The following is a 19,503-nucleotide window of genomic DNA, read 5'->3' as shown; positions in this document are numbered from 1 at the left end:
GGAACAGGTGGATATACTGGAATGAGCTTGGTGTTCACAAGGAGGTTGTTCATCTGTTTTGAAAAATCCCAAACTTGCAAATTGGCTTATATTCTTCAATGTTATTTATGGAATAACTCTTATAGCCTATCCGTATGTACTGATGATGAGTTTGTTTTTTTATGCCTATCGGGAGTCTGGTGACCACCCATTGTTAGATACGATCGCAGCAATCCTTATGGCTACGTATCCCATGGGTGTATTATTTTCCTTCGTATGCTGGGCGTTTTATCATTCGGGCAAAAGCAAATGGGCTGCTGCAACTGCGAATTTATTTCTGGTCTGGGTAATCGCTTTTCTGATCGTACTGTTTCTCTCGGATTCCTTGTTTTAATAGAGCTATGTTGATCCTACCAATGAATCCATAGTCTCCGTTCCACAAAGAGTAAAAAGGGCGAAACCGGATAAACCCGGTTCCGTCCTTTTTCATGTACTCTTTAATTTCTTGCTTTTCACTCAACCCCAAATTCAGCAGGTCACCTTCCAGTTATGCACTTCCCGAACGTGTAACGGCTGGTGCCTGCGAATGAAATCTTCCACCAGTGCAGCCATATCCGTGGCGCCTTCGTGTAGTACTTTTTTGCCCGGATACATCGCATAATCTCCACCACCTGCCGCGCGGTAACTGTTCATCACGACAGAATACTTCTCATCCATTCCCAGCGGCTTGCCTTCACGCTCCAGCTTCACGACACGGCTGCCCACAGGCTGGGAAATATTCAGTTCATAATCGATACCAGCCCACATGTCGTAGTTGTAGTGTTGAGGCTTGGGCTGCATATACGCCGGGTTAACGATTACTTTGCCGGAGGTGTCCAGTTCGAAATAACGTGCCGTCTGCTCCAAAGCCTCCCGAATATCCTTCCCGCTGAGTTCAAGTACAGTCAGGGTGTTGGGATAAATGAAGTTGGATAACACATCCCGCACCGTAATTTGCTTGCCGAATCCACGAGCTTCTTCGCTAAGCATCGCCGTGTTGGAAAGCTGGGCCCCGGTTGCTTCCATCTGCACCTGATGTACAAGATCAATAAAAGGATGCGCCTGCAGCCGCAGCTGTGTGGCACTGGAGATCGATAGATCACCGTCCCCGGCGACTTCGCCAATTGGATGATCCAGCCAGGTTTGAGCCGAAGATTCCAGTTCATCCGTCAGTTTCATTACAACAGGATCAGGCTTGAGATCAGGATGTTCATCTAACAGCAACAAGCGCGCTTGTTTGTCCGCCACTAACCACTTGCCGTCAGGTGATTGTTGGAGCTGCACAGACACATGACCTAATCCACTGCCATTAAACCCTGGCTGAATCACGGTTACCCCATGAATTTCGGCAGTCAACTGTCGATGCTGATGCCCCGTGAGCAGTACGTCGATGCCTTCAATCTCTCGGCAGATTTCGTACGCCTGGTTTTCTCCAGTTAAGTGCTCGGCAGCTTCTCCCGTCTCCAGATCACATTCAAATCCACCATGATAACTGACCACCAGCACATCAGGCTGTTCATATTCTCGAATATACTTCACCCATGCACGAATCGTTTCCAGCGCATCCAGGAAGTGCAGTCCTTCAATATTTTTCGGATGCTCCCAGTTGGGGATGTAATGGGTGGTTGCGCCGAGAAGGGCGATTTTTACGCCAGTAGAGAGCGTCTTGACCAGATACGGTTCGCCAAAAGCAGGAATACCTGCTCCGTCAGGGGCAAGCGGCAGTCCTGCAACTTGTGGCTGGTCGCCATGAAGCTCTTGATGTGCAAGTTCTGGCGATTGCTTCTCTCTTTTCATCACAATATTTGCAGACAGCCAAGGAAAAGAGGAGCCTTGCACCGCACCGCGTAACAACTCCTGACCATAATTAAACTCATGATTACCCATCACCGTCGCATCGTATCCAAGCTCATTCAAGATGTGAATAAAGGGATGAGTCTGCACTTTGGAGCCATGAGAAGCCGCATAAGAAGCGAGAGGAGAGCCTTGTAGTAAGTCTCCATTATCGATTAGTAGTAATTCAGGCGACCGTTCACGTTCCTGCCGAATCAGAGAAGCCAGCAGGGCAAGACCGGCATGACGATAAGCATTCGTATTGTAATGGATCGGGCGAATCGCTCCGTGGAGGTCACTGGTGAACAGGATATTGAAGTTTGTCGTAGGGGGAATGCGTGTCATTTTACAATCTCCTCTAATATATAAGTTTAGATATATGGCATAAACCGTAGAACGGAGCAAAAGAAATCGTCTTAACAACAGGTGATAAGCCGTAATCCAAGCGTATTTCCTCCGAAATCATCCACCATAATGAGCCTATTTTAACAGAAGAAAGCCACGCTGACAGCCTGCCAGGAAACTTTACAAAACTCCAAATTTCGTTTCACATCACGCAAATATTTGCCAATTATAGTAGACAAGTACTGAAAATCAGAAAAACTTTTGGAGGGTGTTCGATTGAAGAAGTCTGCTTTATTTTTACCATTGTTGATTTTGGTTCTGTTCCTGAGTGCGTGTGGGTCTAATGCTACATCCAATTCGTCCAACGGCGCTGAAGCCAATTCGGGCGCGTCCGGCACATCAACCGACACAACAGAGAAAGACAAAACCGCTGAAGGTTATGTACCTACGGAACTGACAGTGCAATTCGTTCCTTCCCAGAATGCAGACACCCTTGAAGCAAAAGCAAAACCGCTGGAAAAACTGCTTGGCGACAAGCTGGGTATCCCGGTAAAAGTCAGCGTATCCACGGACTACAACACGATTATTGAAGCGATGGCTTCCAAAAAAGTAGATGTAGGTTTCCTGCCTCCAACGGCTTATGTGCTTGCGAAGGAGAAAGGTGCAGCTCAAGTTATTTTGCAAGCTCAACGTTTCGGTGTGAATGATGAGACTGGCGCTCCGACAGAGCAACTGGCAGATTCGTATAAATCCATGATTATTGTAAAAAAAGACTCCCCGATCCAATCGGTTGAGGATCTGAAAGGGAAGAAAATGGCTTACCAGAACGTAACGTCTTCCGCTGGTTATGTATGGCCGGCAGCCTTGTTGCTGGATCGCGGTATCGATCCGTTGAAAGACGTACAGCCTGTAACCGTTAAAGGCCATGACCAAGCTGTTCTTGCCGTGTTGAACGGTGACGTAGATGCGGCAGCTATTTTCCAGGATGCCCGTAACACGGTTTCCAAAGACTACCCGAATGTATTCAAAGACACACGTGTACTTGCTTTCACTGAGCCTATTCCCAACGATACGATCGCCGTTCGTACCGACATGAACGCAGATTGGACAGCGAAGATCAAACAAGCCTTCATCGATATCGGTAAAGATACAGAAGGTCACAAGATCATCAAAGAAATCTACACGCACGAAGGTTATGTGGAGTCCGATGACAGCAAGTTTGATATCGTTCGCCAGTATAACGAGAAAGTGAAAACCGAGTAGTTTTCCGATCCAACAAGCCATTCGTGGATTTCTACAGTGAACAGGCCAGTTCAGCGTAATTGACGCTGTTCTGGCTTGTGCCGTTATTTACAAGGTTCTGCTAGAAGCAGCGAAAACGATATAAATATTATGGATGAAAGAAGGATTATCGCGATGATTGAGCTTCACAATGTGACCAAAACGTATGCCAACGGTACGAAAGGTCTGAACAACATTAATTTGGAATTTAAGCAGGGAGAGTTCATCGCAGTAGTGGGGTTGTCTGGTGCAGGCAAATCGACATTGCTGCGTTCAATCAACCGGCTTCATGATATTAGTGAAGGTGAAATTTTGATTAACGGTAGCTCCATCACCAAGGCGCAAGGGAAACGTCTGCGTATGATCCGCCGGGATATCGGCATGATCTTCCAGAGCTTCAATCTGGTGAAACGCTCCAGCGTCTTGCGCAATGTATTGGCGGGTCGGGTGGGATATCATTCTACACTTCGTACCATTTTGGGTCGTTTTCCAAAAGAGGATGTCGAATTGGCCTTTGATGCACTGGATCGAGTGAATATCTCTGAGAAGGCGTATTCTCGTGCGGATCAGTTGTCTGGTGGACAGCAGCAGCGTGTGGCGATTGCTCGTGTACTCGCTCAGGAAGCAAAAATCATTTTGGCCGATGAACCGGTGGCCTCACTTGATCCGCTGACGACGAAACAGGTGATGGATGACCTCAAACGTATCAATCAGGATATGGGTATTACAACGATTGTTAATTTGCACTTTATTGATCTGGCGAGAGAGTATGCGACACGTATTGTTGGTTTGCGTGCAGGAGAGGTTGTATTTGATGGTCCGGTGGAAGAGGCGACGGATGAGCGTTTTGCTGAAATTTATGGCAGACCGATCCTGGCTGATGAATTGTTGGACAAGCAGGCTGTGCATGAGCAGGGAGAAGTGCTGGTATGAAGGGACAAACCAACGTTTCACTTGAACATGAAGGGCGCTCAGGCGCGGGTAAGGAACCTGGCTCCAGCCCGAGGCAGATTGTAAATCGCCCCAAACCACCGGGGAAGACCAAACATCTGCTCACGCTAGTTATCATTGGGTTGCTCTTGTGGGCGAGTGCGAAGCAAACGGATGCAAGTTTTGTGGAACTGTTTACAGGTGGACCTGAGATGTGGAAGCTGCTGAAGGAGATGTTTCCGCCACGCTGGAGTTATTTCGACAATATCGTACAGGGCATGCTGGAGACGATTCGCATGGCTTTATTGGGAACAACTATCGGTGCCATTTTTGCGATTCCCATCTCGATTATCTGTGCAGGTAATCTGGCGCCGAGCCGCTGGATCTATTATCCGGCACGTTTTCTGCTGAATTTGATTCGTACGGTTCCCGACTTGCTGCTGGCGGCGTTGTTCGTTGCTGTATTTGGGCTGGGGCCGATTCCGGGTATTTTCGCGCTGGCTGTATTCTCGGTGGGACTAATCGCCAAGCTTACGTATGAAACGCTGGAGACCATCGACCAAGGGCCGCTTGAAGCGATGACGGCTGTGGGCATGAACCGAATTCAGCTCATCGTCTACGGGGTTGTTCCTCAAATTGCTGCACAGTTTACGTCTTATGTGTTGTATGCATTCGAAATTAATGTACGTGCGGCAGCTATCCTTGGACTCGTTGGAGCGGGAGGAATTGGTCTTTATTATGAAGCGACACTCGGATTCCTGGAGTATGACAAGACCAATACCATTATTATTTTCACACTGGCTATCGTTCTGATTATCGACTATGTGAGCAATAAGCTGCGGGAGAAATTGTTATGATGAAAAATGAAGCGAGCCGTATTCGGCCAAGACCCAAATCACGTAAAAATCCGCTGCGCTGGCTTATCATTCTGCTGTTAATTCTGATATATGCGTGGGCGCTTGCGGGCGTACCCTTTACCGGGTTCAAGGAAACTGCCGGACAGATTATGAAGGCTATTATCGCGGGCATTTTCTCGCCCGACTGGAATTTCGTTTATTTGCCTGAAGGCGAGGATTTGCTGCGCGGATTGCTGGATACTCTGGCGATTTCCGTGCTGGGTACGGTAATCTCTGCCGTGCTCTGTATCCCGTTTGCTTTCTGGTCTGCACGGAATATGAGCAGCCATCGGGCAATCTCGGGTGCGGGTAAAATGATGCTTAGTTTCATCCGTACGTTTCCCGAGATTATTATGGCTCTCTTGTTCATTAAGGCCGTGGGACCCGGATCATTCGCAGGGGTATTAGCTCTTGGACTACACTCGATTGGGATGCTGGGTAAACTGTACGCGGATGAGGTTGAAAATATAGACTACGGCCCGTCCGAAGCGTTACTGGCTTCCGGAGCAACCCGACTGCAGCAGCTATGGTTTGCCATCTTGCCGCAGGTTATTCCGGGATTCCTGAACTATACGTTGTATCGGTTTGAAATTAATGTTCGTTCTGCCACGATCCTCGGTGTGATTGGCGCAGGTGGTATCGGGACACCGCTGATCTTCGCACTCAGCACACGCAACTGGCCGCGTGTCGGCATTATCCTGCTCGGCATTATCGTGATGATCACGATCATTGACCTGATCTCGGGGTATATTCGGAAGAAGCTGGTGTAGGTAACGGAATGAAGTGGTAGGAAAAAGGACTATCTTTTGCTGGATGTTGCGGCATTAGGTAGTCTTTTTTGTTGGTTTAAAATACACAGGCTCTAAATCTAGCTATTTGTTAATAATTCCTTATATTTCAGATGAAATAAGTAGTGAAAATATATTTGCAATTTGCTCAATTTTTTATTCAATTATTTGTAAGTTATTCCGATTTTAATATGAGAAGGAGGTGAATTTCATTTTGAGAATTATTTTACCTATTATTTCATCGATATTGAGTATTGGAGGAGGATGGCTTTTTGGCTATTTAATAATGCTATTGATGCTATCTGGAGACGAAGGCCTCATTATCTTTGACGTTCCTCCAGCAAGTCATACTCTCTTGTATCTTGTGTTAACACTTCTTCCGTTTGTTGTAGCGGTGTATGTACTTAACAAGAAGGAGAAGTCAGGAATAATTGGAACCATTATCGTTTGTTTTATAGCATCTGTTGTAATGTATTTTATAGTAATTTTTAACCAAAGCGCAATTCAAGACTTCTTTAGAACGCCTTCGAAAGATGTACAATTGGAGATTCAAAGTCAAGTGCAGCACATTATTGATAAACAACAGTTGCCTTATGTCATAGACCAGAAAGAAAGTGAAAGTTGGACCGATGACGAAGTCATACGAACCGTTGTTTATCTGAGAAAAATAAAAGCAGGAGATATAGAAAAAAACGAGGTTAAGCCATTTGTCGATACAACATTTGAGACGGATGTTAAGCTAACTTTTAGGGGCCGATCGGAAGATAATTATGTAACAGTTGTAATTGACAGGGGCAAAAAAATATATTGTACAAATGAGTCTTATTGTAGATAGCTTTATCCGTTGCGTACGATTTTGATATAATAAGGAGGTGAATATGATGTTGAAAATTATTTTTAACTCTTCTCGCATCGTTATTGAGTATTTGTGGTGGATTGGTATTTTTACAATTGTTTATCGCGCTCATGCTTTCAGGAAACGAGGGTTTTATTATTTTTGATGTTCCGCCAGCAAGTGAGACTCTATTATATCTTTTATTAACACTTCTGTCGTTTGGTGTAGCAATATATATCCTCAAAAAGAAGGATCAGATCTTGATAATAAGTACAATCATCATTTCTTTTGTGGCGACTTTTATTATAAGCTTCACGTTAGCGTATAATGGGGTGGAAATATACAGCTTTTTTTAAGAAACTTCCGAAATCTTTCTATATGAAATGTAGAATCACTAAACCCCTTGAAGCTCAAACCTTGCTGTACTTGGTGCTAACGCTGATCTCGTTTGTTGTGGCAATATATTTTCTGAAGCGAAAACAAGAATATATGTTCATCAAAATCATCGCCTATCTGTTTGTTGCATCATGGATACTCGGGTTTATGTGGTTTGTAAACTCGTAGGGGATCGAACAGTCGGTTGCCGGATGAATATTACCGTAGGACAAGTTGAAACGTACATAATTAAGTTTGGTGTAGAGCTTCATAAGATAACTTTTTAAGGGTGAAGAGAGTGGAGCTTTTGATAAGGAGGTAACCGATCCTATGGATAAGTTTTATTTGATATGGACCGTGTTTATGGTGTTAATCTTGCTGTATCGAATGATCTTTCAGAAGTTTAAAAAACATAACCGGGAAAATATCGGACTCAGTGCGATTCTTATTATTTTCACATGCAGCAGTTATTCGTTCACGCAGATGAATCTGGTTTTTGTCATTGGTATCTTGGCTTTAGCGGCCTATTGTGCGGTGTGGAACAGTATTCTTTTTGTAAGAGACGGTTATGAGAAACCTCGACTGAGATGAGTTGATTCACGTTACGTTTAGGGATCGTGTAGAGAATATGTACAAGTAGGTAAGCTAACCCTCATGGATCGAGGAGGGGAAGGTACTTTCGAACCTAGCTTGAATCGCTAACGATCACCAGAAGCCTTATTTAGCCTAAAAAGCCTGCATTAAAATTCTAACGATCCTCACAGACGCTATTTGTTGTATTTAGCTCGATTTCCCCCTCAAAATACTGAAAAATAGCCAAATAGCGTCGCTGGTGATCGTTAGAATTTTAAATGTGGCAAAAAGGGGCAAATAAGCTCTCTCATGATCGTTAGCGCTGAGGGAGCAGAGGGTTCAAGGGGTCAATGGCATGCCATCAATAAAACCGCAAAACCCAAAAACCGTAAAATCGCAAAATCGAAATAAAACAGCAAAAAACCGAGACCACCGCAGCCTGTTTCCTGGCTATCGGACTGGTTTCGGTTTTTCGCTATTGCTGACGTTACTGATTAGCGTAGACTACTATCGTCGTTCCTATTTACATTTCTGCTTCTGCTTTCATTTCCGCGCTTGCGCCTACTCTGATTCTATTCCTATGCTTACTTTCGCCGCTCTTACCTCTAAACTAGCTCGCCAAAGGCAATGCTGCTTTGCTCACTTGTACCGTAACGGTTTCCGAGCTGGTCACGCCTGCGGCGTTAATCAATTCTGCACGGTACGTGTACGTTCCGTTCGCACGACCACTCAGATCGGTTTTCGCCGTTTGAGCAGACGGTGTTGCAGCGTTTAAGGATTGCGTATCGATCAGCACGTCATTTTCATAAAGACGATACTCGGTTGCGTTGGTACCCCACCAGAGGTTCATCGTTACGGTGTAGTTACCATCGCCGTCCCAGTTGTTTTGAGACAAAACGGCTTTACCTGGAGCAGCATTCGCAATGAGAACCGTCAACTCGTCACTGCGGGTAGCGCCTTTGTCGTTGATCAATTCGGCAACATACGTATAGGTTCCGTTAGCTTTGCCTTTCATCTCTGTTTTTGCAAACTGGGAAGAAGGAGAAGCAGCTGTGAACTTCTGCGTATCTACAAGGACACCGTTTTCATAGAGCTTATACTCGGTTGCATTTTCGCCCCACCACAGATTCATGCTAACGTTGAATGAACCATCTGACAGCCCGGTAGTATGTCCGTTATCGGAAGAAAGCACCGCTTTACCCGGCGCTCCTTCGGCTGGAGTAGAAGGGTTTTCGCCTCCGCCTTGTTCTTTCGCAGCCACAATGTCATTCGAGCTTCTTGGTTTCAATTGAAATACGTCTTTGAAAATAGCTGAAATGCCTGTGATATCAAGCTTATCACCAGCAGCATAAGGGAAAGTTGTTTCACTTACACCAGTACGTGTATCCACACGCACATGTGTGCTTGTGCCGTCAGCAGCTACCGCATCAAATTCAAATGAACCGGCAGGTGTAGCGCTGATGATATTCTGTACCGTTACATTTTTCAATTGAACGAGTTGACCTTGGTTGGCATCACTGATGGCTGTAACGAGAGTCGGAGCCGGAACTTTAGCTGTTCCTGTTTTCTCAATCGCAACCACATCGGTTAACTCGAACTCACTATTATAGATCGTTGTTGGTGCAGTCACTTTCACTTTGTCACCTACATCGAATCCGCTCGTGTGCTGGAACACGTAGATTCCGGCTGTATCATCCTGAAGATAGAAAGCTTGTCCGCCAAAAGAACCCGGTTTGGTTGTTACTACACCTTCAACGGTAACTGTAGTGCCTACCGCTTTAGTGCGTGCCTCGGCAACACTGATGGCTGCTGGAATTGGACCTTGTTCTTCTGGAAGCGGCTGTGCAGGTACGTTAGCAATGCTTACCGCATTTGTAATCAGGTTGCTGCCATTCAGACGCAGACGCAGGCTGGCATTGCCATTTGTGTCTGGTTTGATGCGTACATTCAGATCTTTGATCGCCCGACCTTTGCTATCGGATGTTACGCTGAATGCTGAGCTGTATCCGTACGAAGTTGGCCATGTTCCGCTCTCATTTTGAATCATAGCTACCTGTGTTCCACCTGTTAGATAGATTCCGGCGCTGTAGCCGGTAACCGTTGTGTTCGGTGGCATATTCTCAACCACAACACGAATCTGGAAGTCTTCGGCATTAGGTAACGTATCTTGCTTCACGAAGCTGTAAGCAGCGTTAGCACTGGATGCAGGGCCGCCATACGAGCCTGGCTTGAACGTGGAACGATCATACCACTTGTATCCGGCAGCAGGTGCAGCCCAAGGTTCCGCTTGTGGTTCAGTGGAAGCCGCCGGCTCCTCAAATGGTAACAGCGCGGTAGCTGTATCCAATGTAAGGCCGTTTACTTCGGACAATTTAGTATAGTTTTCTTGTGTAGCCAGCCAGTTTACGGTATTGACGAGCAATACAGCATCATCAACTTCTTTGAAACCGTCATATGTCGTTTTGCGTGTACCTGTTTCTTCGCGCAAATATTTCGGAGATGCATCTTCCACTGGGGAAGAGTCACCGATGAAAGCCGCTTTACCTGCACCCAGTTTGGATACAGCAACATATGGGCCTTCTTCAATGCCACCGCCATTGTATACACCTTGGTCTACAGCGTTATTCCATTTGGCATTGGTTTTTGGCAAGTACACGATGCCTTTGGCTTTTTCCGGATCGGTGATTGCCAGTGTGGAACCTGCATGCATCGCTACAGCAGATACCCCTTCTGTAATACCAAATGATTGATCGGCTGGCACAATGATATTGGCATTAATGTCGCCAAGTGCGTTATATCGGAAACGTATGCCAAAGTTATCGGATAACCAATCCGTGCTGGTTACTTCCTGCATGGCTGAGGAATTGCGCTCATCTGCGCTCATGCCTTTGGTTGGTTCTTGATATGCACCGCGGCGGTATCCGTTGATGACTTCCGAGCCATCCCAGCGATTCTTGTTACGGTCAGCATTGTAGTGATCTCCAACGAAGAAGATACTTCCGCCGGATTCAACATATTGTTTTAATGCCGCCTGTTCAGACGTTTTAAAAGGAATTTGGGGTTCTGCAATAACGAATACGTTGTACTCTTTCAGATCATCATAGGTAAAAGCCGTTGTTTTGCGCAGCTCTTTCACATAATAACCGTCGTTTGCCAAAGCATTGGCAAAGTCGGAGAAACCTCCATCAATGACCCAGTCTGCTGCTCCGGCAGTTTGGCCGTGCGAGTTGTCAAATAGCACTTTCTTGCCAGCATTCTCGTTAACAATCTTGGCTTGAATGAACGGTGCCGAGTCTGTCGGTCCTTCCGCATGAACCGAAGCATCTCCGTTCCATAATCCGATCTGAAGTGGCAAAGCCATGGATAATGCCAGGAGTGATTTTAACCAAACTCCCCGTAAACGTGTCAATTTACCCAACCAAATCCCTCCCCAATATTAGGACGTGTCTTAAAACCCACACCCTGATTAATTCATAAGTTCGTCCATATTCTACCACATGAAAATCTCACATAGTCATAACAAAATGTAAAAATTAGATCGAATTTTGTAAAATTAGGCATTTTGGCATAGGAATAGGCCATTTGGATTATTAACGATAATGGGGTTGGAAATGATGATACCTTGGCTAAAGAATAGGGAAGCAGCTTAAAGGTCGGAAAGTAAAGGTACGAAGAACAAAACATAAAGAACAAAACATAAAGAACGAATACAAAACACAAATGCAAATAAGCAACATAATAAAAAGCCATCTCTATGAGATGACTTTAGCCCGAATACGATTAACGGCGTGAAAAACGGAAGATTTGATCATACCCTCGCTGCGGTTCACCATCTGGGCTGTTTCTTTAATCGAATACCCATGAATCAGGCGCAGTTCCAAAATTTTGCGATGTTCGGTGTTGTGGATATGGGAGACGATTTCGTTAACTCCTTCATTAATCTCCATCTGAGGCGTATCAACATGGTGTGTGGGCGTCTCGAGCCGGCTGTCACGGCGTAAGGTCCGGGTACGTCTGCGAAAGCTATCCATAGCCAGGTTACGAGCGATGCGTTTGAGATAATAGAGAATCCGGTCTTCAGGAATGGCTACAGTCACGTTCATGAGACGAATAAAACAATCTTGTGCCAAGTCTTCCGCATCCTGCGGCTGTTTGACGATTTGGGATAGATACCTGGTGATTTCTGATTTATAGTTAATGTATGCATCACTGATCTGTGATTGGTTCATAAGATGTGAATCCCCCTTGGATATGGATCAAGCCTTGGTTCGGGTCCGTTTGGCATTCTGTTAATGCAAGTATAGCGGGATGTTGTTTCCAAAAGGTTCAGAGTTGTATCGGAGTTGTAACATTTCTTGATTTCCTCTGTTCAAGCAGACAACTTGGGATACAAAATATAGGCAGATGAAATTCATAGAGCAGGGAGATTACGAATGTATTATGAGACCAAAAGAGATATTAATCATTGAGGATGAAGAGTCCATTCGCGATATATTGTCCTATTCCCTTCGCAAGGAAGGGTTCGAGATCAAAGAGGCGGCTTCGGGCAGGGAAGGACTGAATCTGCTGCGGGAGTCCAAGCCTGATCTGATTCTGCTGGATCTGATGCTGCCGGATATGAGTGGGTTTGATGTGTGCAGACAGTTATCCGTGAACTCCAAAATCCCGGTAATCATGATCACTGCGAAGTCAGATATGCTGGACAAAGTGCTTGGCATGGAGCTGGGGGCAGACGATTATATTACAAAACCTTTTGATATCCGCGAAGTGGTTGCCCGCATCCGGGCTATTTTCCGCAGGATAGACCTGATCAGCGAAACGCTGGAGAACCAGTCTTACGAAGTCGTGAGGTTAGGCAAACATATCGAGATTCGTAAGGATGAGCGCGAAGTGTGGAAGGATGGAGAACGGGCAGGGCTCACCAACAAGGAGTATGATCTGCTGCTCTTCCTCGTGAACCACCACCGCAAAGTACATACACGTTCGGAGCTGCTGGACAAAGTGTGGGGATTTGATTTTGCAGGAGATACCCGTACCGTGGACATTCATGTTCAACGTATCCGTAAAAAGCTGGATAGTGGCGATCAAGGCATATCGATGATTGAAACGGTATTTGGCGTAGGGTACAAACTGAATATTCAGGTGCAGACATGAAATGGACCATTCAGTTCAAAATGGTGGTGCTGTTCTCGGTCATCGTTTTTATTGGATTCTCTGCACTGCTGATCCTGTCCAACAAGGTCGCCCAAGAGAATATGTATCGTGAAGTGGGCGAGGATATGGTGCAATCCAAAAAAAATCTGGACATCGCACTGAATCAGTATTTTCTCATCCATAACAAACGCATCAGCAAAGATTCGCTTGAAGCTGGCAGCCGGGAATTGGAAGAGCAGATCGGCTCTGCTGTGGGCGGGAAGATTACGCTCTATCGCCCCGATGCCTCCACCTATGGCTCCAGTACCAGTGCAGGAAAACTGGTTAAACACACCGACATAGAAGACTTGAGAGAAGCGATGCAATCCCGAATTGCCTATACGACAAAAGTCGATCAAGGACGGGTTATGGCAAGCCTGTCTTTCCCGATACAGAGTGACCAGCAACTTGTTGGTATTGTGCAGCTTGAAAAGGATTATACCGACCTGTACCAGCGCAATATGCGTTTTCAGGATACGATCAAGCTGTTTGCAGCAACGATATTTGTGTTTGTGTTCATTGCTTCGATTTTTATTTCCCGGAAAATTACACAGCCTATTCGTGTGTTGACGAAACGTTCTGCCGAAGTAGCGCAAGGCAGTCTGAACGCCGATATTCAGATTGCAACGAAGGATGAGATTGGTGAACTGGCGGCGAGCTTCACGGTCATGATTGACCGGGTACGGGAGCAGATTGATGTTATTGAGCGAGAACGGGACGAAGTGAAACAAGTGCAGGCACGAAGCAAGGTTTTTTTTGACAATGTGACACATGAATTAAAAACACCACTGACGACCATTCTGGGCTATGCTCAGATTTTGCGGGATAATGGATTCACAGACCCGGATTTTTTCGACAAGGGCATGAATTATATTATCAAGGAAAGCCAGCGTCTGAATACGATGGTTGCGGATATTCTGGAAGTCTCGGTCTCCTCGGCGGTTATTGAGAACTACCGGTTCGAACGGGTTGACGTCTCGGAGATTATCCGCGAAGCATGTGAGGACATGTCCATCAAAGCAGGCAAGTACAATATCGGCATTCATTATGAGCTTGAAGAAGAACTGTATGTGCAGGGAGATCGAGACAAGTTAAAAGAGGTATTTCTGAACCTACTGGATAACTCCGTCAAGTATAGTGATGTGAATTCGATCATTGAAGTGCAGTCTACACAGGAAGAGCAGTTCATTGCCATCTTGATTCGAGATCAGGGAGAGGGGATTGGTGCAGAAGCACTGAATCATGTGTTTGAACCCTTTTATCAAGACAAGGGCATGAATCGTGTCGAAAAAGGCAGCGCCGGTCTGGGGCTGTCCATTGTGAAAAACATTGTGGAGCGTCATGGAGGAACAGTGGAGATGAAAAGCATCATGCGGGAAGGGACACAAGTTCATATCCGCCTGCCGGGGGATAGACATACATGAAATATACCGGCTTCTGGCGTAAACATCGCGATAAGCTGATGCTGTCCGGGCTGCTCATTGCTTTTGTTGGTGGCATATTCGGGATTGGCAGTCTGTTCAGCATGGGTCAGCTTAAACCGCGCACTGTGATTTTGCCTGGCGAGCAATTCAACAGTCGTTTGGCACCACCCGCGAGCAGTACCATCCAGATTGAATCGGCGACAAAGATTCCGAATGATTTCGTTATCTATGATTTTGATATCGCAGATCGGAATACGATTGTTGTAAACAGCACAGAACGTTCATATTCGGGACTGCGACTGTTGAAACTGCATCTGGATGATAACCAGGTGAAGGAGATCAGCAACAACACTGATTTTGGCGTTGTACTGAGCCCGGATCGAACCAAGCTGGTATATGCTCAGTATCGTTCGGGACAAGCCCAGCGCACGGCCTTTATGTACGATGTGAAGAGTGATGAACGAAGCAAACTAGGTAAGGAAAACGCCTATTACAGACAGTTGCTCAGTAACGATATGTCTATTAGTCATGATGAACGCGGATTCATCCAGACGGATCTGAAAACGGGTAAGGAACAGATCCTGTTTTCCGATGAGGCGATGATGAAGAAAGTCGGCGTTGAGACACATGAGGATCAAACAGGCAAGAATTATATCGTCATCGACAGTTTCGAAATCAGTCAGAATTTGAAGCAGGCTTATGTTCTGGTCATGCACAAAGATGATTTTGCCGTCTATCGTGTCTCCCTGAAGAAGAACCCTGATGTATCTCTGTACTTGCGATTAAAGGATATTCAGCAATATCACCTGTTGAAAAACGGGGATATGATTTTTCAGGGAGAAGTGAATCAAGTGCAGGGGCTGTATCGATATCAGGCAGCTAAGAATAAGTTGAGCTTGCTGGCGAAGGGCACATTCTGGAATTTTGATCTGAGTGCTGACGAATCCCGAATTGCCTATGTGAATACGCTGGAGAACCAGAAAAATGAGCTTCATATCGCCTTCCTGAATGATCAGAACCTGTCCTCTGATACAGTCATCTACCGTAATATCAACCATTTTATTAAACTGAAGTGGTTTGAGGAGGAACTGTTCCTGGCGAGTAGCACCACCAGCAAGAGTGAGTTGTATCGTTTTAGCTTCAAAGCGTGGTAATTAGGTGTTGGATATAAAAATAAGGGCTCTGCAGGCAAGCGTTATACGCTCTGCCGCAGGGCTTTTTATGTTGACATGTTACAAGTTGGATACAACTTCGTCCTGTCACGATACATCTTCACACTATACTTAAGTGCAGGTTACACAGAAATACATAATCAGGAAACAGAAAGGAAGACAAGCACGAATGCTTCAAGTTGAACAGGTATCCCATGCCTTCCGCAATGCACAGGGCGATGTTCCCGTGCTGCAAGATATTAATCTGACGATTCAAGAGGGGCAGATGGTTGCTCTGCTGGGCAGTTCGGGTTCAGGCAAGTCCACGCTGCTGAATCTGATGGCTGGACTGATGAAGCCAACGCAAGGCAAGATTTGGATCGCAGGACAGGATATTGTGCGTTTCAGCGAGAATCGTCTGGCGGAGTTCCGGCGCAGCCATATTGGTTTTATTTTTCAATCCTACGAGCTGTTGTCCAATCTGACCATCCGGGAAAATGTAGAGTTGCCTCTGGTATTTATGGGGATCAGACCATCCAAACGCAAAGAAAAGGCGTTACGCCTGCTGGAGCAAGTGGGGCTGAGTGAGAAGGCCAACCTCTTTCCTTCCCAGTTATCCGGCGGTCAGCAGCAACGGGTCAGTATCGCCCGCTCGCTGATTACGGAGCCTTCGGTCATCTTCGCAGATGAACCAACAGGCAATCTGGATACGGAGACGGAGGAAGAGATCCTTTCCATTTTGCAGCAGCTGAACAGAGAGATGAAAACAACCTTTGTCATTGTGACACACGAAAGTGAGGTAGCGGAACAGATGCAGGTCGTTCTGACGTTGCAGCAGGGGAAACTGGTCGAACAGTCTGCCCCGTTGCAAAGTGTATGAGATAAGGCAAAAGGAGAGGAACAGTGAGAATACGGGACGTAGTGCGCATGGCCTGGGGGCAGATCATTCGGCGCAAAGTGGTCACATTGCTCTGTATGATCGGTCTGTCGATTGGATCGGCAGCGATGATTATTGCCCTGAGTGTGGGTCAGTCGGTGCAGACATATAGCGAAAAAACGTTGAACGATAACTACAAGATGGATGAAATTACGATCAGCCCGAACGAGGGGATCAAAACGGGGAATGGCAGCGGAGGCACGAAAAGCAAGTTTGAACGCGGTGCACTGACCATGGAGAAAATTCGAATTATACAGAGGCTTCCACATGTCGTTGCTGTAGCTCCGATGTTAAAGCTGGATGCACTGGATATGGTTCTTCCCGATGGACGTAGCTCCTATGTGGAAGTGATCGGAACGGAAATGGGGACACTGAACGGTTTCGGATACAAGTATTCACAAGGCAGCGGTGCTGGCAATGGCCGAATTGCCGTTGTGAATTACGGCGCTACCTACGGTTTTATAGATCAGAAAGTGACGCAGAAGTTGTTTGAACAGCTGAATTCTGATCCGTATAACAATGATCTTTTGCAACAATACAACGAGATGATGATGAAACAGGATCAACTGATGCAGCAGCGCATTCAATTCCGTTATGAGGATTTTACGAATGGCAGAAAGACCAAGATGAGTGGAACCATTCGTGTATCGGGGGAATTGATCAAACCTGCCAATATGGATGATATGACTGCTCAGAGTGACAAAAAAGTATATGTTCCGCTGGATACTGCGCGAGCCTTGCAGGATGAACTTGGACTACAGCAAGTGGACAGCCCGGCGCTCAAACGTCTTAACTCCGCTTTGGTGAAGGTGGATAACAAGCGGCATGTGGCTCAGGTTGAAGAACAGATCAAAAAGCTGACATTAAACACGCAAAGTAATCTCTTTCAGGAAGAGGCCATGGCTGGACAGCTTGCGATGTATCAGAAAGCAGCCATAGGTATTGGCGGTTTTATTATGGTGCTGGCGTCACTATCCATTATTGTGGCAATGATTATGTCCACGCATCAGCGGCGCAAGCAGATTGGGGTCATGAAGGTACTTGGCGCCAACCTGTGGCAGATCCGTCAGATGTTTATAGTGGAAGCAGCCATGCTGGGATTCATTGGCGGTGTGGCGGGTGTAGGTATTGCGTTTGCCGCGCTTGGAGGGGTGAACCAGCTACTCGCGAATCAAATGGCAGATCAGGCAGGCGGGCCGATGACGGTCATTATTCAACAGTCGGCACTGCCGATGGGCATTATTTTTGCCGTGCTTGTTGGTGTAGTATCTGGTATCTATCCGGCAATCAGTGCGTCTCGTACGAATGCACTGAGCGTCATTAAATCGATGTGATCGCGAGAGACGAGCGAACGGAACTTCGGAACTGTTTTCGGACTCAAACTTATCAGTGAAAGGGAATATAACGCATGAAGAAATGGATCAGCATCATCACTACCGTTGTACTTATGGCAGGTGCAGGGTATTGGGTGTACGAGAAATACAAGCCCCAGCCCGAAGCCCCGGTTGAAGCTCCACCGCCCATCACCTTTGATGTGACGCAGGAGACGATGACACAAACGATACAAGTGAAAGGGAAATCGGTATATACCGAGCAGACGGACGTATTTGCCCCATATACTTCCAACATTAAACAGTGGCATGTCAAGAACGGGGAGCAAGTGAAGAAAGGAAGCATTCTGTTCACACTGGATACGTCGGCGCTACAGACAGAGGTCAGTCAGATGCAGAGTGATCTGGACAAAGCTCGCTTAGATGTGGAGATGAATCAGATCAGCATCAATCAGGCTGGCATGACCGAAACGTTAGGTGTGACGGAGGAGGAGCGCAAAAAGGCTTTTGCAGATCGGGAGAGCAAACGTCTCGCGAACGAATTGAATCAGAAAGCGCTGGTTCTCAAAGAGCAGGAAATACGCAAGAAACAGGACGTGATGAGCAAAGCGGTGGTGTATGCCGGGACCACAGGTATTTTTCAGTTGAACGATCAGGATAGCAAAACACGGGCAGTTACAGAAGGACAACTCATCGGCTCCATCACCAATACCGGCAAGATGAAATTCATGACCATTGTTGGTGAGGAAGAGATGTTCAAACTGAAGGCAGGCATGCCGGTACAGGTGCGGATGAGTGCACAGAAGGATCTGAAATTTACAGGAACCGTAAGCAAAGTGTCCAAGTTTGCCCGGAAAAGCTCGGATGCGGATCTGAAGCAGGCCTCTCAGTTTGATGTGGTCATTGATCTGAAGCCGGACGCTCGCATGTACGGTGGTGTCAGTCTCGAAGGAGACATTGAAACCATGCGCAAGGACAAAGTGACTGTCGTATCCAGCCTTGCTATTATGCGTGATCAGCCCGAACCTTACGTGTTACTGGATAAAGGAAACGGACAGACGGAGCAGCATACGATTAAAACGGGTATGGAGTCAGGGGATAAAACCGAGGTTGTTAGCGGCTTGAAGCCGGGGGATGTTGTTGTTATTCAATAGAGTCGCTCTTACATAAGGTTCATTGCGGTTTATACCGTAATGGGCCTTTTCTCTGTTGTGGCGGGAGGGGAGAGAAATCCTTCTTTTTATGTGGAAAAAAATATAATTTAATTTATATAATTCAATTTACAGTAATATTTACATGTCGTATAATCACACTATAAGGAGGTGAAGAGGTAGCCATCGTGAGGTGAAGCTTTTTTCAAAGTTTAGTTGGTAAGCGCTTACGGTAAGGTTTGTTATGGACTCAACATTTTCTTCACTCTTCAATCCCAAGAATATGGATATCAACTACGCCACCACGTATACTCTCATGATTTGACCCCCACACACGCTCACACAGCAATTCTACCAACATACCCGACGTTTATTCGCTCTTTAACTCAAGCTATTTTGCCTATGGAGGTGACTGAAACACCACACATTCTTTCATGCACTT

Annotated in this window: 16 protein-coding genes; 13 read left to right on the top strand and 3 right to left on the bottom strand. The window is 46.1% G+C overall.

Going from position 1 to position 19,503, the window contains the following annotated elements:
* Positions 1–142 precede the first annotated feature (142 nt).
* Positions 143–373 carry a hypothetical protein gene (locus ACR8BL_RS11390; protein ID WP_434752708.1) on the top strand — a complete coding sequence of 77 codons (231 nt, stop codon included), beginning with the start codon at positions 143–145 and terminating at the stop codon, positions 371–373.
* Between the two features lie 134 nt (positions 374–507).
* On the opposite strand, the gene ACR8BL_RS11385 is transcribed toward ACR8BL_RS11390, so the two are convergent.
* Positions 508–2,196, bottom strand: a complete 1,689-nt coding sequence (locus ACR8BL_RS11385; RefSeq protein WP_434752707.1) for a bifunctional metallophosphatase/5'-nucleotidase — start codon at positions 2,194–2,196, stop codon at positions 508–510.
* A 276-nt stretch (positions 2,197–2,472) separates the two neighbouring features.
* Here ACR8BL_RS11385 and ACR8BL_RS11380 point away from each other — a divergent pair, with 276 nt between their 5' ends.
* The 6 genes from ACR8BL_RS11380 (at position 2,473) to ACR8BL_RS11355 (ending at position 7,892) form a co-directional block, all read left to right on the top strand.
* The gene (locus ACR8BL_RS11380) at positions 2,473–3,459 is read left to right on the top strand and encodes a phosphate/phosphite/phosphonate ABC transporter substrate-binding protein (RefSeq protein ID WP_434752706.1); all 987 of its coding nucleotides are present in this window, start codon (positions 2,473–2,475) and stop codon (positions 3,457–3,459) included.
* 153 nt (positions 3,460–3,612) lie between these two features.
* A complete protein-coding gene (gene phnC, locus ACR8BL_RS11375) occupies positions 3,613–4,410 on the top strand; it encodes a phosphonate ABC transporter ATP-binding protein (RefSeq protein ID WP_434753094.1) in 798 nt (265 codons plus the stop codon).
* Positions 4,407–5,264 (top strand): phosphonate ABC transporter, permease protein PhnE, encoded by an 858-nt coding sequence (phnE, locus tag ACR8BL_RS11370; protein WP_434752705.1) that lies wholly within the window; start codon positions 4,407–4,409, stop codon positions 5,262–5,264. The genes phnC and phnE (ACR8BL_RS11370) overlap by 4 nt, the downstream gene beginning before the upstream one ends.
* Positions 5,261–6,073 carry a phosphonate ABC transporter, permease protein PhnE gene (gene phnE, locus ACR8BL_RS11365; RefSeq protein WP_434752704.1) on the top strand — a complete coding sequence of 271 codons (813 nt, stop codon included), beginning with the start codon at positions 5,261–5,263 and terminating at the stop codon, positions 6,071–6,073. The genes phnE (ACR8BL_RS11370) and phnE (ACR8BL_RS11365) overlap by 4 nt, the downstream gene beginning before the upstream one ends.
* A gap of 232 nt (positions 6,074–6,305) precedes the next feature.
* On the top strand, positions 6,306–6,926 hold the full coding sequence (locus ACR8BL_RS11360) for a hypothetical protein (protein WP_434752703.1): 621 nt from the start codon (positions 6,306–6,308) through the stop codon (positions 6,924–6,926).
* Positions 6,927–7,631: 705 nt separating this feature from the next.
* The gene (locus ACR8BL_RS11355) at positions 7,632–7,892 is read left to right on the top strand and encodes a hypothetical protein (protein WP_434752702.1); all 261 of its coding nucleotides are present in this window, start codon (positions 7,632–7,634) and stop codon (positions 7,890–7,892) included.
* 592 nt (positions 7,893–8,484) lie between these two features.
* Here ACR8BL_RS11355 and ACR8BL_RS11350 read toward each other — a convergent pair.
* Both ACR8BL_RS11350 and ACR8BL_RS11345 read right to left on the bottom strand, forming a co-directional pair.
* A complete protein-coding gene (locus tag ACR8BL_RS11350) occupies positions 8,485–11,292 on the bottom strand; it encodes a chitinase N-terminal domain-containing protein (protein ID WP_434752701.1) in 2,808 nt (935 codons plus the stop codon).
* A 334-nt stretch (positions 11,293–11,626) separates the two neighbouring features.
* A complete protein-coding gene (locus ACR8BL_RS11345) occupies positions 11,627–12,103 on the bottom strand; it encodes an RNA polymerase sigma factor (protein WP_434752700.1) in 477 nt (158 codons plus the stop codon).
* Between the two features lie 211 nt (positions 12,104–12,314).
* On the opposite strand from ACR8BL_RS11345, the gene ACR8BL_RS11340 reads away from it, so the two are divergent.
* From ACR8BL_RS11340 to ACR8BL_RS11315, 6 genes are all read left to right on the top strand, one after another.
* On the top strand, positions 12,315–13,028 hold the full coding sequence (locus tag ACR8BL_RS11340; protein WP_145333083.1) for a response regulator transcription factor: 714 nt from the start codon (positions 12,315–12,317) through the stop codon (positions 13,026–13,028).
* Entirely contained in the window at positions 13,025–14,491 is a 1,467-nt protein-coding gene (locus ACR8BL_RS11335) for a sensor histidine kinase (RefSeq protein ID WP_434752699.1), read from the top strand. Before ACR8BL_RS11340 ends, ACR8BL_RS11335 begins: the two co-directional genes overlap by 4 nt.
* Entirely contained in the window at positions 14,488–15,645 is a 1,158-nt protein-coding gene (locus tag ACR8BL_RS11330) for a hypothetical protein (RefSeq protein ID WP_434752698.1), read from the top strand. Before ACR8BL_RS11335 ends, ACR8BL_RS11330 begins: the two co-directional genes overlap by 4 nt.
* 187 nt (positions 15,646–15,832) lie before the next feature.
* The gene (locus ACR8BL_RS11325) at positions 15,833–16,522 is read left to right on the top strand and encodes an ABC transporter ATP-binding protein (protein ID WP_434752697.1); all 690 of its coding nucleotides are present in this window, start codon (positions 15,833–15,835) and stop codon (positions 16,520–16,522) included.
* Positions 16,523–16,545: 23 nt separating this feature from the next.
* Positions 16,546–17,913, top strand: a complete 1,368-nt coding sequence (locus ACR8BL_RS11320) for an ABC transporter permease (protein WP_434752696.1) — start codon at positions 16,546–16,548, stop codon at positions 17,911–17,913.
* A gap of 74 nt (positions 17,914–17,987) precedes the next feature.
* The gene (locus ACR8BL_RS11315; protein ID WP_434752695.1) at positions 17,988–19,064 is read left to right on the top strand and encodes an efflux RND transporter periplasmic adaptor subunit; all 1,077 of its coding nucleotides are present in this window, start codon (positions 17,988–17,990) and stop codon (positions 19,062–19,064) included.
* The last annotated feature ends 439 nt before the right edge of the window (positions 19,065–19,503 follow it).

It is taken from the genome of Paenibacillus amylolyticus (assembly GCF_051136285.1).
Classification (GTDB): domain Bacteria; phylum Bacillota; class Bacilli; order Paenibacillales; family Paenibacillaceae; genus Paenibacillus; species Paenibacillus amylolyticus_F.
This window is presented reverse-complemented; position numbering and strand designations above follow the sequence as displayed.